The organism is Pyxidicoccus fallax (assembly GCF_012933655.1).
Classification (GTDB): domain Bacteria; phylum Myxococcota; class Myxococcia; order Myxococcales; family Myxococcaceae; genus Myxococcus; species Myxococcus fallax.
On sequence record NZ_JABBJJ010000310.1, the window covers coordinates 1 to 15,011 of the forward strand.

Below are 15,011 nucleotides of genomic sequence, written 5' to 3' on the forward strand. Positions count from 1 at the left end.
CTCCCACCCCCGGGCCGCCACCCTCGCTGGAGGAATCATTCCTCCACGGCGACCCTTCTACCGGAGGGGGCTGACATGCCAGGGAGGATGGGGCCCACGCCCGGTGAGGACCTGGCAGGTCCTCCGGCTTCATGCACTTCGTTCCCCGCCACCGAGGACCGAGGGCAGGTCGTCCGGCTGAACCCCCTTCGTTCCAGCCATCGGAGCAGAGGGCAGGTCATCCATCCGCGTGCACTTCGTTCCAGCCATCGGGGCCGAGGAAAGGGCCTGACAGGAGCGCGCGGGTTCGGATGTCACGCGGTGCTCTGGGACGCAGCCCTGACAGCAACGGGTGCTGCGCAGGGGCAGCTCGCTCCACGCTCACGACGAGGGAGGAAACCTCCGAGGCAAGAGCGATTCGTGCCCTGAATGAGTGCGCGTCCTCTCGGACGTGGACGGAGCTTCCCCGAACGCGACGTGCTCGCGGCGGCTTGACCCGAACGCAAGGCATCGCTACCTTGTCTGCATTCTCTCGACGTGGCGCCGCAGCGCCTCTCGCGTGACCTCCTCTTCAGGTTGAGCTGAACCTCCCGGCGCCGCCCTCGCATGGCAGCTCGTCGTGAGCGGCTCGCGTCCCTTCATCTCTTCCGCGCTCGCGAGGCCATGAGGGTCTCGCTCGGCTTCGTGCGTCCTTCCGTCGAGGGACGGCGTGCGAGGCTTCACCCGTCCCGCGGGGCATCAGCCACCCCGCGGGCTCGTCGTGCCCTGGCTGTTCCGATGTATCGATGTCAGTCGTGTCAGAAGTCCGTCGGCCCGCGTGTTTCCTGTCACCGCGTCACCGTGGCCACGCGCATCACCGAGTTCCCCTTCCGCCCCAGCACCCAGCGCTACGGCCATGACGGGCGGACGAAGTGGAAGGACGACCCGGGCGGTACGGGCCCGCAGATTGTCCGTGAGCTGCGCGTGTGCGCCACCTGCGTCACCGCGCGCCAGCAGGGGCGTCCCATGATGGCGCACTGAGCTGGAGCGGGCCCACTTCCCAGTGTGGAAGTGGGCCCCGCGGCCTTCAGGGCGAGGCGGGCGCGAGCACCTCGCGCGGGTCACCGGCGAAGGGCCCGATTGGCGGGTCCCAGTGCCCCATCATGCAGTTCTCCTGGAGGTAGAACTCATTGCTCGCGAGTACGTAGAAGACAGTGACCTCGTGCGAGGTCCCGTGGAACGGCCCCCGCTGCCTGTAGCCGCGCGCGTACGCCTCGCCCCGCTGCTGCATCTCCAACACGTTGGCGGAAGAGCCCTCCTGGTCGAGCGCGCGACGCGGCAGGCGGGAGAAGTCGAGCTTCGCGGGCCAGCCCTCCTCCGGCGACCGCTTCGCGCGGGCACAGGCGCCCGACAGCAGCAGCAGCGCGACGGCACCGAGGCAACGGAGGGAGGAGGGCATGGCCATGAGGCGCTCCTGTCTGCCTTAGCGGCAGGGGTAGTTGCTCCGGGTGCACGTCACGCCACCGTTATAGGCGTCGTTGAAGTGCGTGTAGAACGCGTCATACATCGGATGCACCGAGCCGGACTCGGGCGCCATCTTGACGAAGATTTCCTCGTTCTCGCCGAGCGCGTCCTGGGACCAGTTCTGCGAGCCGGTGTACACGCGGTACGCGTAGCTGGTGCCGTACTTGCCGTAGACGAGGAAGAACTTGTCGTGGACCTTGTCGCGGCGGCGGATGGCGACGCCCGCGTCGAGCAGCTCGTTGTAGACGGACTGGGCCATGTCGATGCCGTCGGTGGCGTTGCCGCTCACCACCATCCACACCGCGCAGCCGCCGGCCTTCATGCGCTTCACCTGGGCGAGCAGCTCGGGGCGCCCGGTGGTGACGAAGGACATGCCGATGCGGACGCGGCAGTTGGCATCCGGCGTGACGTCGTTGAGGCGGGTGACGATGGTGTCCGTCTGGCCGGGACCCTCGGGCGAGGCGTACGCGTCCGCGGGGTTGGCCTGGTAGTAGCCGCGGCCGCTGGCCGAGTCGTAGTAGTCGTTGTTGGCGTAGTGACGCCGGTTGTACATGTCCGAGAAGTTGGCGTTCAGGCCGTCGTACAGCGTGGCGGCGTCGTACACGGTCATCGTGTTGTTGAACGCGTCGGTGCCGCTCGCGTAGGTGAGGTTCGCCGAGCCGAACCAGGACACGTACGGGCGCAGCACGCCGCTCGGGTCCTTCGTCTGGCTGAACGTGAACAGCTTGGTGTGCATGTTCCCGTCGGCGCTGGTGCTGATGCAGCCATCACCGCCGTTGGAGTTGGTGCAGAAGCGGTGGTTGGCAATCTGCCGGATGGTGTTCACCGCCGGGTCCGTGGAGGGCGCGTTCTTTCCGTCCAGGACGAGGTACACCGTGACGCCGCGCGTGTTCTGCGCCGCGAGCAGCGCGTCCGCGACGCCGTCGATGCTGAGCGAGTGGATGGCGCCACGGATGGTGCCGCCGGCGGGCGTGTCGTTGATGAGGCGCTTCAATTCGTCGGTGATGGTGTAGTCCCGTCCGGCGAACGCGGGCGGGTTGTTGAAGTGCGCCCAGACGAGCTTCCCGCCGAGCGTCGCGGACGCGGAGCGGATGGCGGACTGCGTGGTGCCCACCTCCGTGTCGGCGTCGGAGGGCTCGGAGGGCGGCGGCTCGCCGCAGCTGATGAGGGCCCCAGTGCAGAGGGCCACGGTGAGTCGTCGCGTCGAACGCATGGTGCTCTCCCCTGGCTCATCACCGCCGTGCTACGGGATGAAGCGCGGAATCGTGGAAAGCCCGTTAAAGCATGTGATGAACCGGCACGACACGCACCGGGTGTGCACCGGGCCCGCGGCTCCGTACGCTTCGGGGTGTCATGGGTACCCAGACGCTTTCATTCACCGCCGTTGACGCGAGGCCTCCCACGCGGTCCGAGCTGCCCTCGGGGCGGCTTCGCGCGTGGCTGGCCATGGGATTTCTGGGGCTGCTCGCGTGCGAGTCCCTGGCTCGAGTGGGCGCGAACGACTGGTTGCTCACGCGGGCCGGGGGCGGGCTGCCGCCGCACGCGGACTCCGAGCGCTATGAGTCGCTCGCCCTCATGCTGGCGCTTCCGGCATTGCTGGGCGTGGTCGGTGGAGCCATCGCCTTCATCGGCTGGCTGTACCAGGTCGAGAGGAACGCGAACGTCCTGGGGCCAGGCCAGGAGGAGCCCCGGCGCTGGTTCTTCCCGCTGTTCAACCTCATCAAGCCCTACCACGCGGTGCGGGACGTCGTAGCGGACGTGAAGGAGGCGCTCCAGGGTCGCCGGCTGCTCGTGGCGTGGGGGACGGGCGTGCTCCTCCAGTTCGTCCTCAACCGCGCCGCGGAGCTGCTGTGGCTGGTGGGGACGAGGACCCCGTCCTCTTCCCCCTGGGGGTGCTCACCACCATCGTCGCCGAGCTGCTCTCCGTGGCGGCCGCGGTGCTGGGCATCCGCATCATCCGCGAGGTCCAGCGCCAGCTCGACTCGCGCAGGGCCGGGGCCACCCACGCCACCTGAGCCTCGACGGCTCCGGCCCACGGCCCCGCGCGTTCGACGAGGACGTCACTGCGCCGTGGCGCCCCCGTCGATGACGAACTCCGCGCCCGTCATCAGCTTCGACTCGTCCGAGGCGAGGTAGACGACGGCGTACGCGATGTCGTCCGGCTCACCGAGGCGGCCCAGGGGAATGGAGCGCGTCATCGCCGCACGGGCCCGGGCGGGGTCGCTGCTGGCGTTGGCCAGCGCGGTCACCATGTCCGTCTCGATGAAGGTGGGGTGGATGGAGTTGCAGCGGATGCCGTAGCCCTTGGACGCGCAGTGCAGCGCCACGGACTTGGTGAGCATCCGCACCGCGCCCTTGGCGGAGCCGTACGCGACGATGGTGGGCACGCCCATCAGCCCCGCCACCGAGGACACGTTGATGATGGAGCCCTTCGCTCCACACTGGCGCATGGCGCGGATGCCGTGCTGACAGCCCAGGAACACGCCGTCCAGGTTGACGGCGTGCACGAGGCGCCACTCCTCCAGCGAGAGCGACTCGATGTCCTTGGGGATGCCCATGCCGGCGTTGTTGACCAGCACGTCCAGCCGGCCGAAGTGCGCCAGCGTGCGCTCCATGGCGTGGGCCCAGTCGGCCTCCTTCGTCACGTCGAGCGGAACGAACAGGCCCGCGCCCTCGCCCAGGGACGCGGCCAGCTCCTGGCCCTCCTTCTCGCGACCCTTGCGGTCCGTCACCACCACCTTCGCGCCCTCGCGCGCCAGCATCCGCGCCGCCGCGCTGCCCAGTCCGCCCGCGGCGCCCGTCACCAGCGCCACCTTGCCTTCCACGCGCTTCATCGCTCAGACCTTTCCGTTGGGGGTGAGGAGCACCTTGCCACCGCGGCCGCCTTCCATGGCGCGAGCCAGCGCGTCCTGGATGTTCTCCAGCGGGAAGGTGGCCTCCACCGGCGCCTTCAGGGTGCCATCGGCAATCAGCCCCGCGAGCCGGGCGAAGAGCGCGCGCTGCTCCTCGCGCGGCGTGCGCTTCATCCACAGCACCAGCCAGAAGCCGCGCAGGGTGATGTCCTTGAAGATGGTGGCCGCCGTGGACAGCTTGGGCGCCTTGCCGCTCATGCCGCCGTAGTTCACCACCACGCCGCCCGTGGCGAGCGAGTCTCCCAGGCGCATCGTGGCGTCTCCGGCCACGGCGTCCAGGGCCAGCCGCACCTTCGCGCCGCCCGTCACCTCGCGCACGCGCTCGGGCAGCGTGTCCGAGTCCACCACCACCGCGTCCGCGCCCAGCGCCGTCAGCTCCGCCGCCAGCTCCTCGCGGCGCACCACGTTGACCGTCTTGTACCCGGCCAGCTTCGCCAGCGAGATGACGTAGCGCCCCACCGCCGAGTTGGCCGCGTTCTGCAGCACCCAATCGCCCGGCTGCAGGGTGACGTACTGCCGCAGCATGATGTCCGCGGTGGGCGGGTTGATGAACATCATCGACGCCTGCTGCACATCGGTGCCCGGCGGCAGCGGCACCAGCCCCTCGGCGGGGGTGTTGAGGTGCGTGCGCCACGTGCCCGAGCCCAGGGGCAGGAACACCAGGTCTCCCTCGCGCACGGCGCTGGAGTCCTTCACCTCCACCACCCGGCCCACGCCCTCGTTGCCGGGAATGGCGGGCAGCTTCGGGAGCTGACCGTACTGGCCGGAGAGGGTGAGCACGTCGGAGGGGTTGATGGGGCTGGCCAGCACTTCGATGCGCGCCTCACCCGGCTTCAGCGGCGCGTCGGGCTCCTCCACCACCTCCACCACCTTCAACGGCTGTCCGAAGGACGAGAACCGCACTGCTTTCATGGGTCGCTCCACGTCGGTGCGAAAGTACGGGTCGCACCCTAGCGGCCTGATGCCCGCGTGCCGAGCGTGCAGGCAGGCCGTTTCGCGCGCCGCACCCCACCTCCTGGGGCGGTGTGGGACAGCGCGGGATGTCCACCCGAGGACGGGGAGGGCAGGCAGGTGACGCTCCCGGACAGTCCGCCCTCGCCAGCGCCGATCTGACTGCCCACCTTGATTTCAGGTCCAACGGGCGGGCGGGGACGGCGAGGAGGCGACGGTGAGCAACGCGCACGGGGAGGTGACCCTGGGCCAGCCGGTTGGGGCCGTGGTGCCCCCGCTGCCCGGGGCGTTGCGACGGCGGATGGCGGGACTCTTGCGTCCCGTCTTCGCGCTGGCGGGGCTGGGCATGCTGGCGCTGCTGGTGCGCAAGGCGGGCGCGCGCGAGCTGGGCGCGGTGCTGGCCGAGGCCGCGGCGTGGCTGCCGTGGGTGGTGCTGCTGGAGCTGGGCCGCCAGTGCATGGACGCGCTGGCCACGCGCTTCTCCTACGGCGCCGCCGCCGAGCAGGTGCCACTGCGGGTGCTGGCGCGCGCGCAGCTCATCGGCACCGCCGTGTCCAGCATGGCCCCCGCGGGCCGCGCGGCGGCGGAGGCCACCAAGGCGGCCTTCCTCATGCCGTACATGGGCGGCGGCACGGCCACGGCGGCGGCGGCCACCTCTCAGTCGGCCTCGCTGGCGGCGGGAGGCTTCATCTCGTTTCCGTGCGCGCTGGCGTCGTACCTCCTGACGGGCATGTCCCTCTTCACGGTGGCCATGCTGGCGCATGGAGTGGTGCTGGTGGCGCTGTCGGCGGGGGTGCGCGCGTGCATGCGCGCGAGGGGGCCGGGAGCGTGGCTCGCGCGCCGCTGCCGCCGCTGGTCCTCGCACGCGGAGCAGTTCCAGGCCACCGCGCGGTGTGGCTCGCTGGTGCCGGGACGCCCCACGCTGGCCTTCCTGGGCAGCCGGGTGCTGCAGGTGGGGCAGTACGCCGTGCTGACGCACGCGGTGGGCATCGACACGTCGGTGGTGCAGGCCCTCTTCTCGCAGGGCCTCTACCTGTGCGCGCTGGCGGTGGGCTCGCTGGTGCCGGGGCAGGTGGGGGTGAGCGACGGCGCCTTCGCGCTGGCCGCGGGGGTGCTGGACACCACGGCCGCGCGCGCCATGTCGGTGGCGCTGCTGGGGCACGTGGTGCAGCTGCTCTTCGTCGTGGCGGGCGCGCTCACGCCGCTGGTGTGGCGGCTGCCCGCGGCTCGGCCCGCCGCACCCGCACCGGGGTGCCGCTGAAGGCGGCATTGCCGCTGAGCGCGTCCAGGGCCCGGTCGTCCGTGAGGTCGTTGATGCTGGTGCCCGCGTGCTCGGTGGCCACCTTCATCCGGATGCCCTTGCGCCCGTGCCCGTAGCCGTGCGGCAGGCTCACCACGCCGGGCATCACGTCATCCGTCACGGTGACGGGCACGGTGACTTCGCCCACGCGCGAGGTGACGGTGGCGTCCACGCCCTCGGCGAGCCCCAGCCGCGCCGCGTCCTCCGGGTGCACCATCAGCGTGCAGCGCGGCTTGCCCTTCAGCAGCGAGGGCACGTTGTGCATCCAGGAGTTGTTGTCGCGCAGGTGGCGCCGGCCGATGAGCAGCAGCTCGCCGTCGCGCACCTCGGGGGCACCCTCGGGGAAGCGCTCGCGCAGCCGCTTCATGTCCGCCACCAGCGGCTCCGGGGCGAGGTGGATGCGCCGGTCCTTCGTCTGGAAGCGCTTCAGGAGGCAGGGCTTCAGCGCGCCCAGGTCCACGCCGTGGGGGGACTCGCGCAGCTTCTTCAGGGACAGGCCCTGCTTCAGCGGGTGGAAGCGGGTGCCATGGGGCCCCAGCCGCAGGCCCACGTCGAGCAGCCGCTCGGGGCCCAGCCGCGACAGCGCCTGGTACTTCAGCGTGGCGCGCACGGACGGGCGGCCCCGGCGCAGCGCCTCCAGCCGGTGCTGGAGCGCCAGGGCAATCTGCCAGTCGTGGCGCGCGTCCGGCCCGGGCTCGAAGAGGGGAGGCGAGTACTTCGCCGTGTTGCGCACGGCCAGCGCGTGGAAGACGAGGTCGTAGTGGCTGCGCTCCAGCGGCGAGACGGGCGGGAGGATGTAGTGGGCGTGGCGCGTCGTCTCGTTGAGGTACGGGTCGATGCTCACCATGAAGTCCAGCTCGCCCAGCGCCCGCTCCAGCTGCGAGCCGTTGGGCGTGGACAGCACGGGATTGCCGGCCACGGTGAGGAGGGCGCGGATGCGGCCCTCGCCCGGGGTGAGGATTTCCTCGGCGAGCACGGCGGAGGGCAGCTCACCGCCGAACTCGGGCAGCCCGCGCACGCGGCTCTTCCAGCGGCCGAAGCTGCCGGGGCCCACGCCCATGGCCCGGGGGCCACCGATGATGTCGAAGGCGGGCTGGGTGAACATGGCGCCGCCCTCGCGGTCCAGGTTGCCCGTCACCGCGTTGAGGACGTTGATGAGCCACTGGCAGAGCGAGCCGAAGGGCTGCGTGGACAGGCCCATGCGGCCGTAGCAGACGGCCGCCTCGGCGGCGAGGAAGTCCCGGGCGAGGCCGCGCAGCACGTCCGCGGGCACGCCGGTGTGCGGGGCCACGCGCTCGGGCGTGAAGTCGCGGGCCAGCTCGCGCACCGTGTCCAGGCCGTGCAGGTGCGCGGAGAGATGGCTCGCGCGGGGCGTGTTCTCCACCACGGCCACGTGCAAGAGGGCGAGCAGCGCGAGCGCGTCCGTGCCGGGGCGGATGAAGACGTGCGTGTCGGCGATGCGGGCCGTCTCGGTGCGGCGCGGGTCGACGACGACGACGCGGCCGCCGCGCTGCTGGATGGCGCGCAGGCGGGCGCGCACGTCCGGAGCCGTCATCAGGCTGCCATTGGAGGCCACGGGGTTGGCGCCCATCACCAGCATGTACCGGGTGCGGTCGATGTCGGGGATGGGCACCAGCAACTGGTGGCCGAACATGAAGTGCGCGGCGAACTGGTGCGGGAGCTGGTCCACCGAGGTGGCGGAGAAGCGGTTGCGCGAGCGCAGCGCCCGCACCAGCCCGGGCCCGAACATCAGGGCGCCCAGGTTGTGCACGTTGGGGTTGCCCAGGTACGCGCCCACCGCGTCCTTCCCGTGCTGCTTCTGGATGGCGTGCAGGCGGCGGGCGACGTCGTCCAGCGCCTCGTCCCAGGAGACCTGCTCCCAGCCCGTCGCCGTGCGCCGCATCGGATGGCGCAGCCGGTCCGGGTCCTTGTGCAGGTCCTCCAGCGCCAGCGCCTTGGGACAGATGTGGCCGCGGCTGAACGGGTCCTCCTCGTCGCCGCGGATGGAGGTGATGCGGTCTCCCTCCAGCTCGATGCGCAGGCCGCACATGGCCTCGCAGAGATTGCAGGTACGGAAGTGGACCCGGGACGCGGCGGAGGCGCTCATGCGCGGACTCTATAACGCTCTCCGTCGACGCCACGCACCCGGAGTCTCAGGCATTCCTGAATCACTGCGCGATTCCAGCCCCGCTGCGCTGGCAGGCGCGCTTGGGAGCATCCAGGCGGCGTTGGATGGCCTTGTGACGGCCGTCGGTGATGCGTTGCGTTGCCATTGGCGCGTCGCGTTGGCGATGTCTGAAGTTGGCTGCGCAACGGATGGGTGGCTGGTTGCCCTCCTCCGGGGCAGGGGCGTGACAGACGCCTGACAGAGAATGGGCAGGCTCCGCGGTTAGAGGGTTCTACATGTTCCTGCACGCGCTCGGTCACTTCCATCCGCCCACCGTCCTGACGAATGCATTCTTCGAGGAGCTGGGCCTCGAGACGAATGACGCCTGGATCATGGAGCGCGTGGGCATCCGCACGCGACACACGGTGCTGCCGCTGGACTACCTGCGCGAGACGCGCAACCGCGACGTGCGCGCGGCGCAGGAGGCGGCGCAGTTCAGCAACGCGGAGACGGGGCGGCGGGCGGCGCTGATGGCGCTGGAGCGCGCGGGGCTGAAGCCGTCGGACATTGGAATGGTGGTGGCGGGCGGGTGCAGCCCGGACGAGTGCATTCCGGCCGAGTCCAACCGGGTGGCGGCGCTCTTGGGCATCGACGCGCCGGCGGTGGACCTGCAGAGCGCCTGCTCCTCGTTCTGCATGCAGCTGCACTTCCTCACGGGCATGCGCCCGGAGCGGCTGCCGGAGTTCGTGCTGGTGGTGAACATGGAGAACTCCACGCGCGTGGTGGACTACACGGACCGCTCCAGCGCGGTGCTGTGGGGTGACGGCGCGTCGGCGGCCATCCTGTCCCCGCGCGTGCCGGGGCGCTGGCGCATCACCGAGACGCTGCTCGCCGGAGACCCGGCGGGAGCGGACAAGGTGCGCGTGCCCCGGGTGGGGCACTTCACCCAGCAGGGCGGCGAGGTGCAGAAGTTCGCCATCCGCCGCGCGGGCGAGACGTTCCAGGAGCTGCGCTCGCGCTACCTGGCGAGCCACCCGGGGAAGGGACAGGCGGACGTCACCTTCATCGGGCACCAGGCGAACCTCCGGATGCTGGAGTCCGTGCAGCGGCGCTGCGAGGTGCCCGACGCGCGGCACCGGTACAACGTGCACGTCCGCGGCAACACGGGCGCGGCCGGAGCGCCGGGCGTGCTGAGCGAGCACTGGGATGACCCGTCGGTGGGTGACGCGGTCGTCCTGAGCGTCGTCGGCAGCGGCCTCACGTGGGCCGGAGCGCTGCTCGAGCGCACGCTGCCCAGGCTGTAGGGCTTTCCTTTTTGCAGTGCGGTTCCCGCCTGGCGGGGCAGGGGCGCGGGTGTGCGACCATCGCGGAGTGCGAGGCCGGCCATGGCAATCCGCCACGGCCACTCCCTCCCGGGACGGTCCCTCCGTTGGAAAAGGACAGCAGCACGAGACTTGCAGGGGACGTCCCTTCAGCAGAGGGGGCGCACATGCGGTTCCGTGTCTCGCTTGCAATCATTGCCACCGGGTTGATGCTCGTCGGGGTGCCCTTCGCCCTGGTCCGCCATGCGGATGTCCTGGGGCGTCGAGCAGGGGCCTCGACGGGGGAGGTCCTGCCGTTGACCCTGGTGCGCGGGGATGCCGAGCTGCCGCGGAACCTCGAATATGTGCGGCTCGACAGCCGCGCCCTCGACGGAAATCTGTTGGGCGACTCGCCGACGCGGGAGCTGTGCGTGCTGCTTCCGCCGTCGTACTTCAGCGCTCCGGAGCGCAGGTATCCCGTCGTGTACCTGCTCCACGGCCTGGGGCCGCGGGAGCACGGGCACCTGGGGGGAGTGGCCGTGCAGCGTGCCGCGTTCCACCGGATGGCGTCGGGCGAGCTGCCCGAGCTGATTCTCGTCGCGGTGGATGGGACGACATCGCTGGGGGGCAGCTACTACACGCGCTCTCCCACCATTGGTGACTTCGAGACGTACGTGGTGCGTGAAATCGTGGATGCCGTGGACGCACGGTACCGGACGCGGGCCGAGACGAAGTGGCGTGCCATCGCCGGCTTCTCGATGGGCGGACACGGCGCCATCAAGCTGGCCATGAAGTATCCGGGCGTGTTCGCGAGCGTCGGCCTCATGAGCCCGAGCCCGCTGGCGCTGGAGCCTCGCCGGACGCTTTACCAGAACGCGCTGGCGGGCAAGCCGGTGGCGCGGGACGTCGAGGAGCTCAAGGCGCTGTACCCGTTCGAGGAAGCCTGGACGACGGCGTCCATCTACGCCAAGGCCGCCGCGTTCTCTCCGGACCGAGGGCGGCCTCCGCTCTTCCTCGAGCTGCCGTTCCAGAGTGGACGCGACGACGACCCCGTGTGGCGGCGCTGGCTGGAGGAGGAGCCGCTCACGCTGCTCTCCCGGCACCACACCGCGCTGCGCACGCTGGACACGCTGTACATGGACCGGGGCAGCCAGGAGACCATCCTCGGCGCGGAGGCGTTCGAACGCGCGCTCGACACCTACGGCATCCCCTTCCGGCGGGACGTGTTCGAGGGCGGGCACGCGGACGACTTCCAGGAGCGGCACCTGCGCATGTTGCGGCACCTGGCGATGCGCTGGACCCCCGGCGTGTGAGGCGTGCGCAGGCGGCGCGCCTGGACCTCAGCCTTGAACCCCGATGTGGTAGTTGAAGATCGTGGGCCCGGACGCCCCGAACACGATGGGGGAAATCTTGAGGTCCCACACGCCGCCGGTGCTGCCCGAGGACGCAACCTCGAACCGGTAGCTTCCGTCCGGGTACAGGGTGCTGAACTCGTAGTCCGACTGGAGGCCCCTGAAGTAGGTGGCGAGCCTGTCGAAGTCCGACCGGCTGAGCGTGAGCCGATCCGTGTCGGGGAAATTCGGATCGCTGAAGCCCATGTCCATCCGGTTCTTCGCGGCCACGAGGCACTGCCGCAACTGCATCTGAGCCCGTTCGTACGGCGTCATGCGTTCACCCCTGCGGTAAAATACCTTCTCAGTCATAGCACAAGACGGATGACGCGCAGGAGGGGGCCCCCCGGGAGCCGGAAGAGACCCGCGAGGTCGGGATGTCGCCCGCTGGCTTCTTGGATAGGGATTGCAGATGCATTCTGAAAACACCTGCCACCCGGCGCATTGACAGTTGCGCCTGGGAATCCACGACAGCGGCCAGATTGCCGGTGCGAACGCCAGCCCCAGATTCCGGCCGCACCAGGTGAGCGCTTCGTCCGCGAGGAGCACTCCAGCGACTGGTGGACCGAGACCGATTGGACCTTCCTGCCCTTGCGCGGGGACGCGTCGAGCTCGTCGATGATGGCAACATCCGGAGTCGCTACACCTACCACCCGAGTGGCCGGCTGGCGCGCGAGGTGCGTGGCGGGCCGTGCGCGCGCACCCGGCCATCCTCGAGGAGTACGAGGTGCGGCGCTACCAGCGCGTGGGCGCCGTGGAGCCGTGACCGGGGTGCGTCAGTAGACCGCGAGCTCGTCGGAGATGCCGGGTTTCTTGCAGCCCGCCTGGAGACACACGCCCACCGCCGCGCGCACCTGACCCAGCTTCAGCTTCAGCGCCAGCGGTGAGAACTCGAGCAACGTCTCGGCGTGCCTGCACCGCACGCCAATGAGCACCTCCTCGCCGTAGACGCCATGCGTGTAGCCTCCGAGCTGTACGTGTCTCCGCTTCCCGAGTCCCTGCTGCTCGAGGAACTCCCGGTACCGCGGCAACACGAACTCGGCGGGCCTCAGTTGCTTCGCCTCGTACACGTCCGGGTAGTCCGTGAAGCCCTCGGGTCTGGGCGCGTTCCGTGGCGCACGCGGCTCCACGGTGAGCCGGACGTGCTCCTCCGTGGGTTCCTCCTCCGCGCACGCATCGCACTCGTAGATGCGCACCGTCCGGGCGCCGTGCGCCTCGGTGAGCGGTGGAATGGGCAGCTCCACCTTGGGGCGCAGCGTCGCGCCGCACGCCTCGCAGCGTAGGGTTGGCTTCGTCGCGCGCTTCGGCTTCAGCTCCCAGGCGGGCCGGGGCTTCAGTCCATAGGGAGGCACGGCCTCGCGCGCCACCTGGATGCGCTTGCGAAGCGCGGCGGGCAGGCCCGCCTCCACCAGCTCCTCGAGCGCCCCGCGGACCTCCGCCTCGCTCCAGGGGCGCAGCTCGGGAACCGCGGAGGGCACGACACACCAGTCCATCAGCTGCCGCGCGAAGGTCGCGAAGCCCGGGTACTTCGTGTCCGCGTCCGGCCGGGTGCCCAGCCGGAGCGCCTCGCCCAGGCACTCCACCCGCGGACGTTTCCCGAGCTGCTTCGAGACCTCACACCACCGCGCGAGGGCTGACAGCGAGCACTCGGCCTCCTGCCGCGCATCCTCCAACGACTGGCGCAGCAGTTGGCGGCGCTGTTGTTCGGGCACCCGGTCCGGAGCAATCCGGCTGAGTGCCTTCATCACCGGCGTCAGCTCCATCGCCGACAGGCCGAGCTGCTTGCGCCAGGACTTCGACGTGAGGATGACCGGCACCGCCAGGGCGGTCGTGCAGGGATACAGGTCCCCCGGCGAGAGCCCCAGCGCCCGGGCCGCCGCGGACCACTTCAGGTCGGAGCCGTCCGCCTCGCGGGACAGCGCCACCAGCGTGTCGGCATGCTCGCGCCCGAGCCGCTCCAGCACCGGCCTCGCGCTCGCGTCCGCGAACTCCAGGATGTTCGTCTGCCAGGAGCGGAAGTCCCGCGTCTGGCTGACGGGATAGCGCTCCGGCCAGCCCCGCGCCTCCTCCAGGAGGCGCTTCCGGCGCTCCTGCCGCGGGTCAGGAGGAGGCGGCGCGGTGGCCTCACGCAGCTGGCGCTGGATGAATCGATAGTCCGCCTGCACCTCGCGCGCGTCGGGCGGGAAGTCGACGAGCTTCCGCCTTCGCGAGCTCCAGACGCGGCAGGCGCCGACATCACCCTGGAGTGGGAAGACCGCCAGCTCCGCGTGGGCGCCCTTGTTGCCGGCCGACACCACGAGCGCTTCGACCTCCGCCGTCACCACCGCGAGCGTCTCCGCATCGGCGGTGCCGCGAACCTCGACCAGGTCGCCATACGCGGCACCGCTCACCTCGAAGCCCGGGCGCGCGGAGAGCGCCTCCAGCGCGGCGGCCACCGTCCGCTTGCCGCCCGTGGCCGCCGGAAGGTTCATGCGCCGCCACGAGGACACATGGCCCGCCTTCATGAAGTTGAGCCGCGCTCCTATGCCTTGCAGGGGATTCGCCATGGAGGCGGCTGTCAAAACAGAAGGTCGGAACCGGAGCAACCCGGGCCGGCCTTGCCACACGAGCCATGAGGTGCGCCGAGCAGGTTTCGACGCACGCAATGACAGCAATGACACGTCTGTTTTGAGCAGACCTCCGCCTGCAAGCCATTGAGACAACCGGCGGGGAGGGCGCCGCGCTTCGCGTTCCGCCGGGGTGCTCGGGAGACCCTCCGCGTTGGATCAGCCACGTCTCGCTACAGGCCTGTCCAACCCCGTGTGATCCACGCCCGCTGATCCCCTCTGAAGTGACGAGTCACACTCATGTTCTCCTCTGTAGACGCCTGATCCGGAACAACTCCGAGAGCGTGAGAATCGACACTCGAAGCAGGACCCGAGGGGTAGACGGTTTCCAGATCGCGACACAGATCGCAGAGCTCTGGATCACCGACACGTCTCTGTCGTAGTGGTGTCACGCGATCAGATCACGAACCCGGCATCCGATGTTTCTGATCAGGGTGCAACAGGGCGCGGCAGGCATGAGTGGTGCGTGAACGGGTGTCCCACGCACCGAGACACAAGGACACGGACACCGACGAGCACCGGACGCACGCAACGAGCTCGACGCTTCGAGCGTCGGATCATTGGGAGGCAGTAACCGTGGGCGGCTTGGATTGGGTGCAGGTCGACGTCGGCTTTCCCCTGAGTCTTTCCGTGGTGGGAGCCGCGCGTCTTCTGGGCATGGATCGCCGAGCGTTCCTCGGCGCCATCGTGGAGCTACAGATCTGGGCCGTGCAGGCCCTGCCCTCCGGACGCTTCGAACCCTTCGCCGCGTCCGCCGGACGTCCGCGGGACGCGTCCGCGGATGAGGCGATCTGGTGTGAAGCGGTCGAAGGCGCCGTCCGCTGGACAGGCACTCCCGGGGCGTTCTGGGAAACGCTGATCCGCACCGGCATCCTCGTCCGCGAAGGCGACAGCGTGCGGCTCACGCTGTGCGATCGCTACGTGCAAGTCCTCGAAAAGAGGAGGAAAGAAGCCGAGCGCA

12 protein-coding genes and 2 pseudogenes are annotated in these 15,011 nt (G+C 70.2%); 7 read left to right on the forward strand and 7 right to left on the reverse strand.

The genetic code is table 11. The features are described from left to right. The first annotated feature begins 756 nt into the window (after nt 1–756). Complete coding sequence (locus HG543_RS41510; RefSeq protein WP_169350475.1) at nt 757–999, forward strand: hypothetical protein; 243 nt, start codon at nt 757–759, stop codon at nt 997–999. Between the two features lie 46 nt (nt 1,000–1,045). Here the strand turns inward: HG543_RS41510 and HG543_RS41515 are convergent, their stop codons facing one another. Next, nucleotides 1,046–1,417 carry a hypothetical protein gene (locus HG543_RS41515; RefSeq protein WP_169350476.1) on the reverse strand — a complete coding sequence of 124 codons (372 nt, stop codon included), beginning with the start codon at nt 1,415–1,417 and terminating at the stop codon, nt 1,046–1,048. 24 nt (nt 1,418–1,441) lie between these two features. Next, nucleotides 1,442–2,695 carry a phospholipase D-like domain-containing protein gene (locus HG543_RS41520; protein ID WP_169350477.1) on the reverse strand — a complete coding sequence of 418 codons (1,254 nt, stop codon included), beginning with the start codon at nt 2,693–2,695 and terminating at the stop codon, nt 1,442–1,444. Nucleotides 2,696–2,928: 233 nt separating this feature from the next. Here HG543_RS41520 and HG543_RS57075 point away from each other — a divergent pair. Together HG543_RS57075 and HG543_RS55870 are read left to right on the forward strand one after the other, a co-directional pair. Further along, nucleotides 2,929–3,318, forward strand: a pseudogene (locus HG543_RS57075) (DUF4328 domain-containing protein); the annotation flags it as partial. Between the two features lie 14 nt (nt 3,319–3,332). After that, nucleotides 3,333–3,497, forward strand: coding sequence for a hypothetical protein (locus tag HG543_RS55870; protein ID WP_246357671.1), 165 nt, complete (start codon nt 3,333–3,335; stop codon nt 3,495–3,497). 45 nt (nt 3,498–3,542) lie between these two features. Here the strand turns inward: HG543_RS55870 and HG543_RS41530 are convergent, their stop codons facing one another. Together HG543_RS41530 and HG543_RS41535 are read right to left on the reverse strand one after the other, a co-directional pair. Next, nucleotides 3,543–4,316: a glucose 1-dehydrogenase gene (locus HG543_RS41530; RefSeq protein WP_169350479.1), complete on the reverse strand. Its 774-nt coding sequence runs from the start codon at nt 4,314–4,316 to the stop codon at nt 3,543–3,545. Between the two features lie 3 nt (nt 4,317–4,319). Continuing rightward, nucleotides 4,320–5,306, reverse strand: a complete 987-nt coding sequence (locus tag HG543_RS41535; RefSeq protein WP_169350480.1) for a zinc-dependent alcohol dehydrogenase family protein — start codon at nt 5,304–5,306, stop codon at nt 4,320–4,322. 256 nt (nt 5,307–5,562) lie between these two features. On the opposite strand from HG543_RS41535, the gene HG543_RS41540 reads away from it, so the two are divergent. Further along, entirely contained in the window at nt 5,563–6,606 is a 1,044-nt protein-coding gene (locus tag HG543_RS41540) for a lysylphosphatidylglycerol synthase domain-containing protein (RefSeq protein ID WP_343073572.1), read from the forward strand. Here HG543_RS41540 and HG543_RS41545 read toward each other — a convergent pair. Further along, a complete protein-coding gene (locus HG543_RS41545) occupies nt 6,542–8,752 on the reverse strand; it encodes a molybdopterin oxidoreductase family protein (RefSeq protein WP_169350481.1) in 2,211 nt (736 codons plus the stop codon). The two genes, HG543_RS41540 and HG543_RS41545, sit on opposite strands and share 65 nt — an antisense overlap. Before the next feature lie 296 nt (nt 8,753–9,048). On the opposite strand from HG543_RS41545, the gene HG543_RS41550 reads away from it, so the two are divergent. After that, complete coding sequence (locus HG543_RS41550) at nt 9,049–10,056, forward strand: 3-oxoacyl-ACP synthase III family protein (RefSeq protein WP_169350482.1); 1,008 nt, start codon at nt 9,049–9,051, stop codon at nt 10,054–10,056. Nucleotides 10,057–10,241: 185 nt separating this feature from the next. Then, entirely contained in the window at nt 10,242–11,366 is a 1,125-nt protein-coding gene (locus HG543_RS41555) for an alpha/beta hydrolase (RefSeq protein ID WP_169350483.1), read from the forward strand. Nucleotides 11,367–11,393: 27 nt separating this feature from the next. On the opposite strand, the gene HG543_RS41560 is transcribed toward HG543_RS41555, so the two are convergent. Further along, the gene (locus HG543_RS41560) at nt 11,394–11,720 is read right to left on the reverse strand and encodes a hypothetical protein (protein ID WP_169350484.1); all 327 of its coding nucleotides are present in this window, start codon (nt 11,718–11,720) and stop codon (nt 11,394–11,396) included. Between the two features lie 500 nt (nt 11,721–12,220). After that, nucleotides 12,221–13,948 carry a hypothetical protein gene (locus HG543_RS41565; protein ID WP_169350485.1) on the reverse strand — a complete coding sequence of 576 codons (1,728 nt, stop codon included), beginning with the start codon at nt 13,946–13,948 and terminating at the stop codon, nt 12,221–12,223. 678 nt (nt 13,949–14,626) lie between these two features. Here HG543_RS41565 and HG543_RS41570 point away from each other — a divergent pair. Further along, nucleotides 14,627–15,011: pseudogene (locus HG543_RS41570) on the forward strand (hypothetical protein); the annotation flags it as partial.

Excerpts from the sequence above, each read along its gene's own strand:
- HG543_RS41555 (WP_169350483.1), top strand. The coding sequence starts at position 10,242 with ATGCGGTTCCGTGTCTCGCTTGCAATCATTGCCACCGGGTTGATGCTC.
- HG543_RS41545 (WP_169350481.1), bottom strand. The coding sequence starts at position 8,752 with ATGAGCGCCTCCGCCGCGTCCCGGGTCCACTTCCGTACCTGCAATCTC.
- HG543_RS41515 (WP_169350476.1), bottom strand. The coding sequence starts at position 1,417 with ATGCCCTCCTCCCTCCGTTGCCTCGGTGCCGTCGCGCTGCTGCTGCTG.
- HG543_RS41565 (WP_169350485.1), bottom strand. The coding sequence starts at position 13,948 with ATGAAGGCGGGCCATGTGTCCTCGTGGCGGCGCATGAACCTTCCGGCG.
- HG543_RS41520 (WP_169350477.1), bottom strand. The coding sequence starts at position 2,695 with ATGCGTTCGACGCGACGACTCACCGTGGCCCTCTGCACTGGGGCCCTC.
- HG543_RS41560 (WP_169350484.1), bottom strand. The coding sequence starts at position 11,720 with ATGACGCCGTACGAACGGGCTCAGATGCAGTTGCGGCAGTGCCTCGTG.
- HG543_RS41535 (WP_169350480.1), bottom strand. The coding sequence starts at position 5,306 with ATGAAAGCAGTGCGGTTCTCGTCCTTCGGACAGCCGTTGAAGGTGGTG.
- HG543_RS41510 (WP_169350475.1), top strand. The coding sequence starts at position 757 with ATGTATCGATGTCAGTCGTGTCAGAAGTCCGTCGGCCCGCGTGTTTCC.
- HG543_RS41550 (WP_169350482.1), top strand. The coding sequence starts at position 9,049 with ATGTTCCTGCACGCGCTCGGTCACTTCCATCCGCCCACCGTCCTGACG.
- HG543_RS41530 (WP_169350479.1), bottom strand. The coding sequence starts at position 4,316 with ATGAAGCGCGTGGAAGGCAAGGTGGCGCTGGTGACGGGCGCCGCGGGC.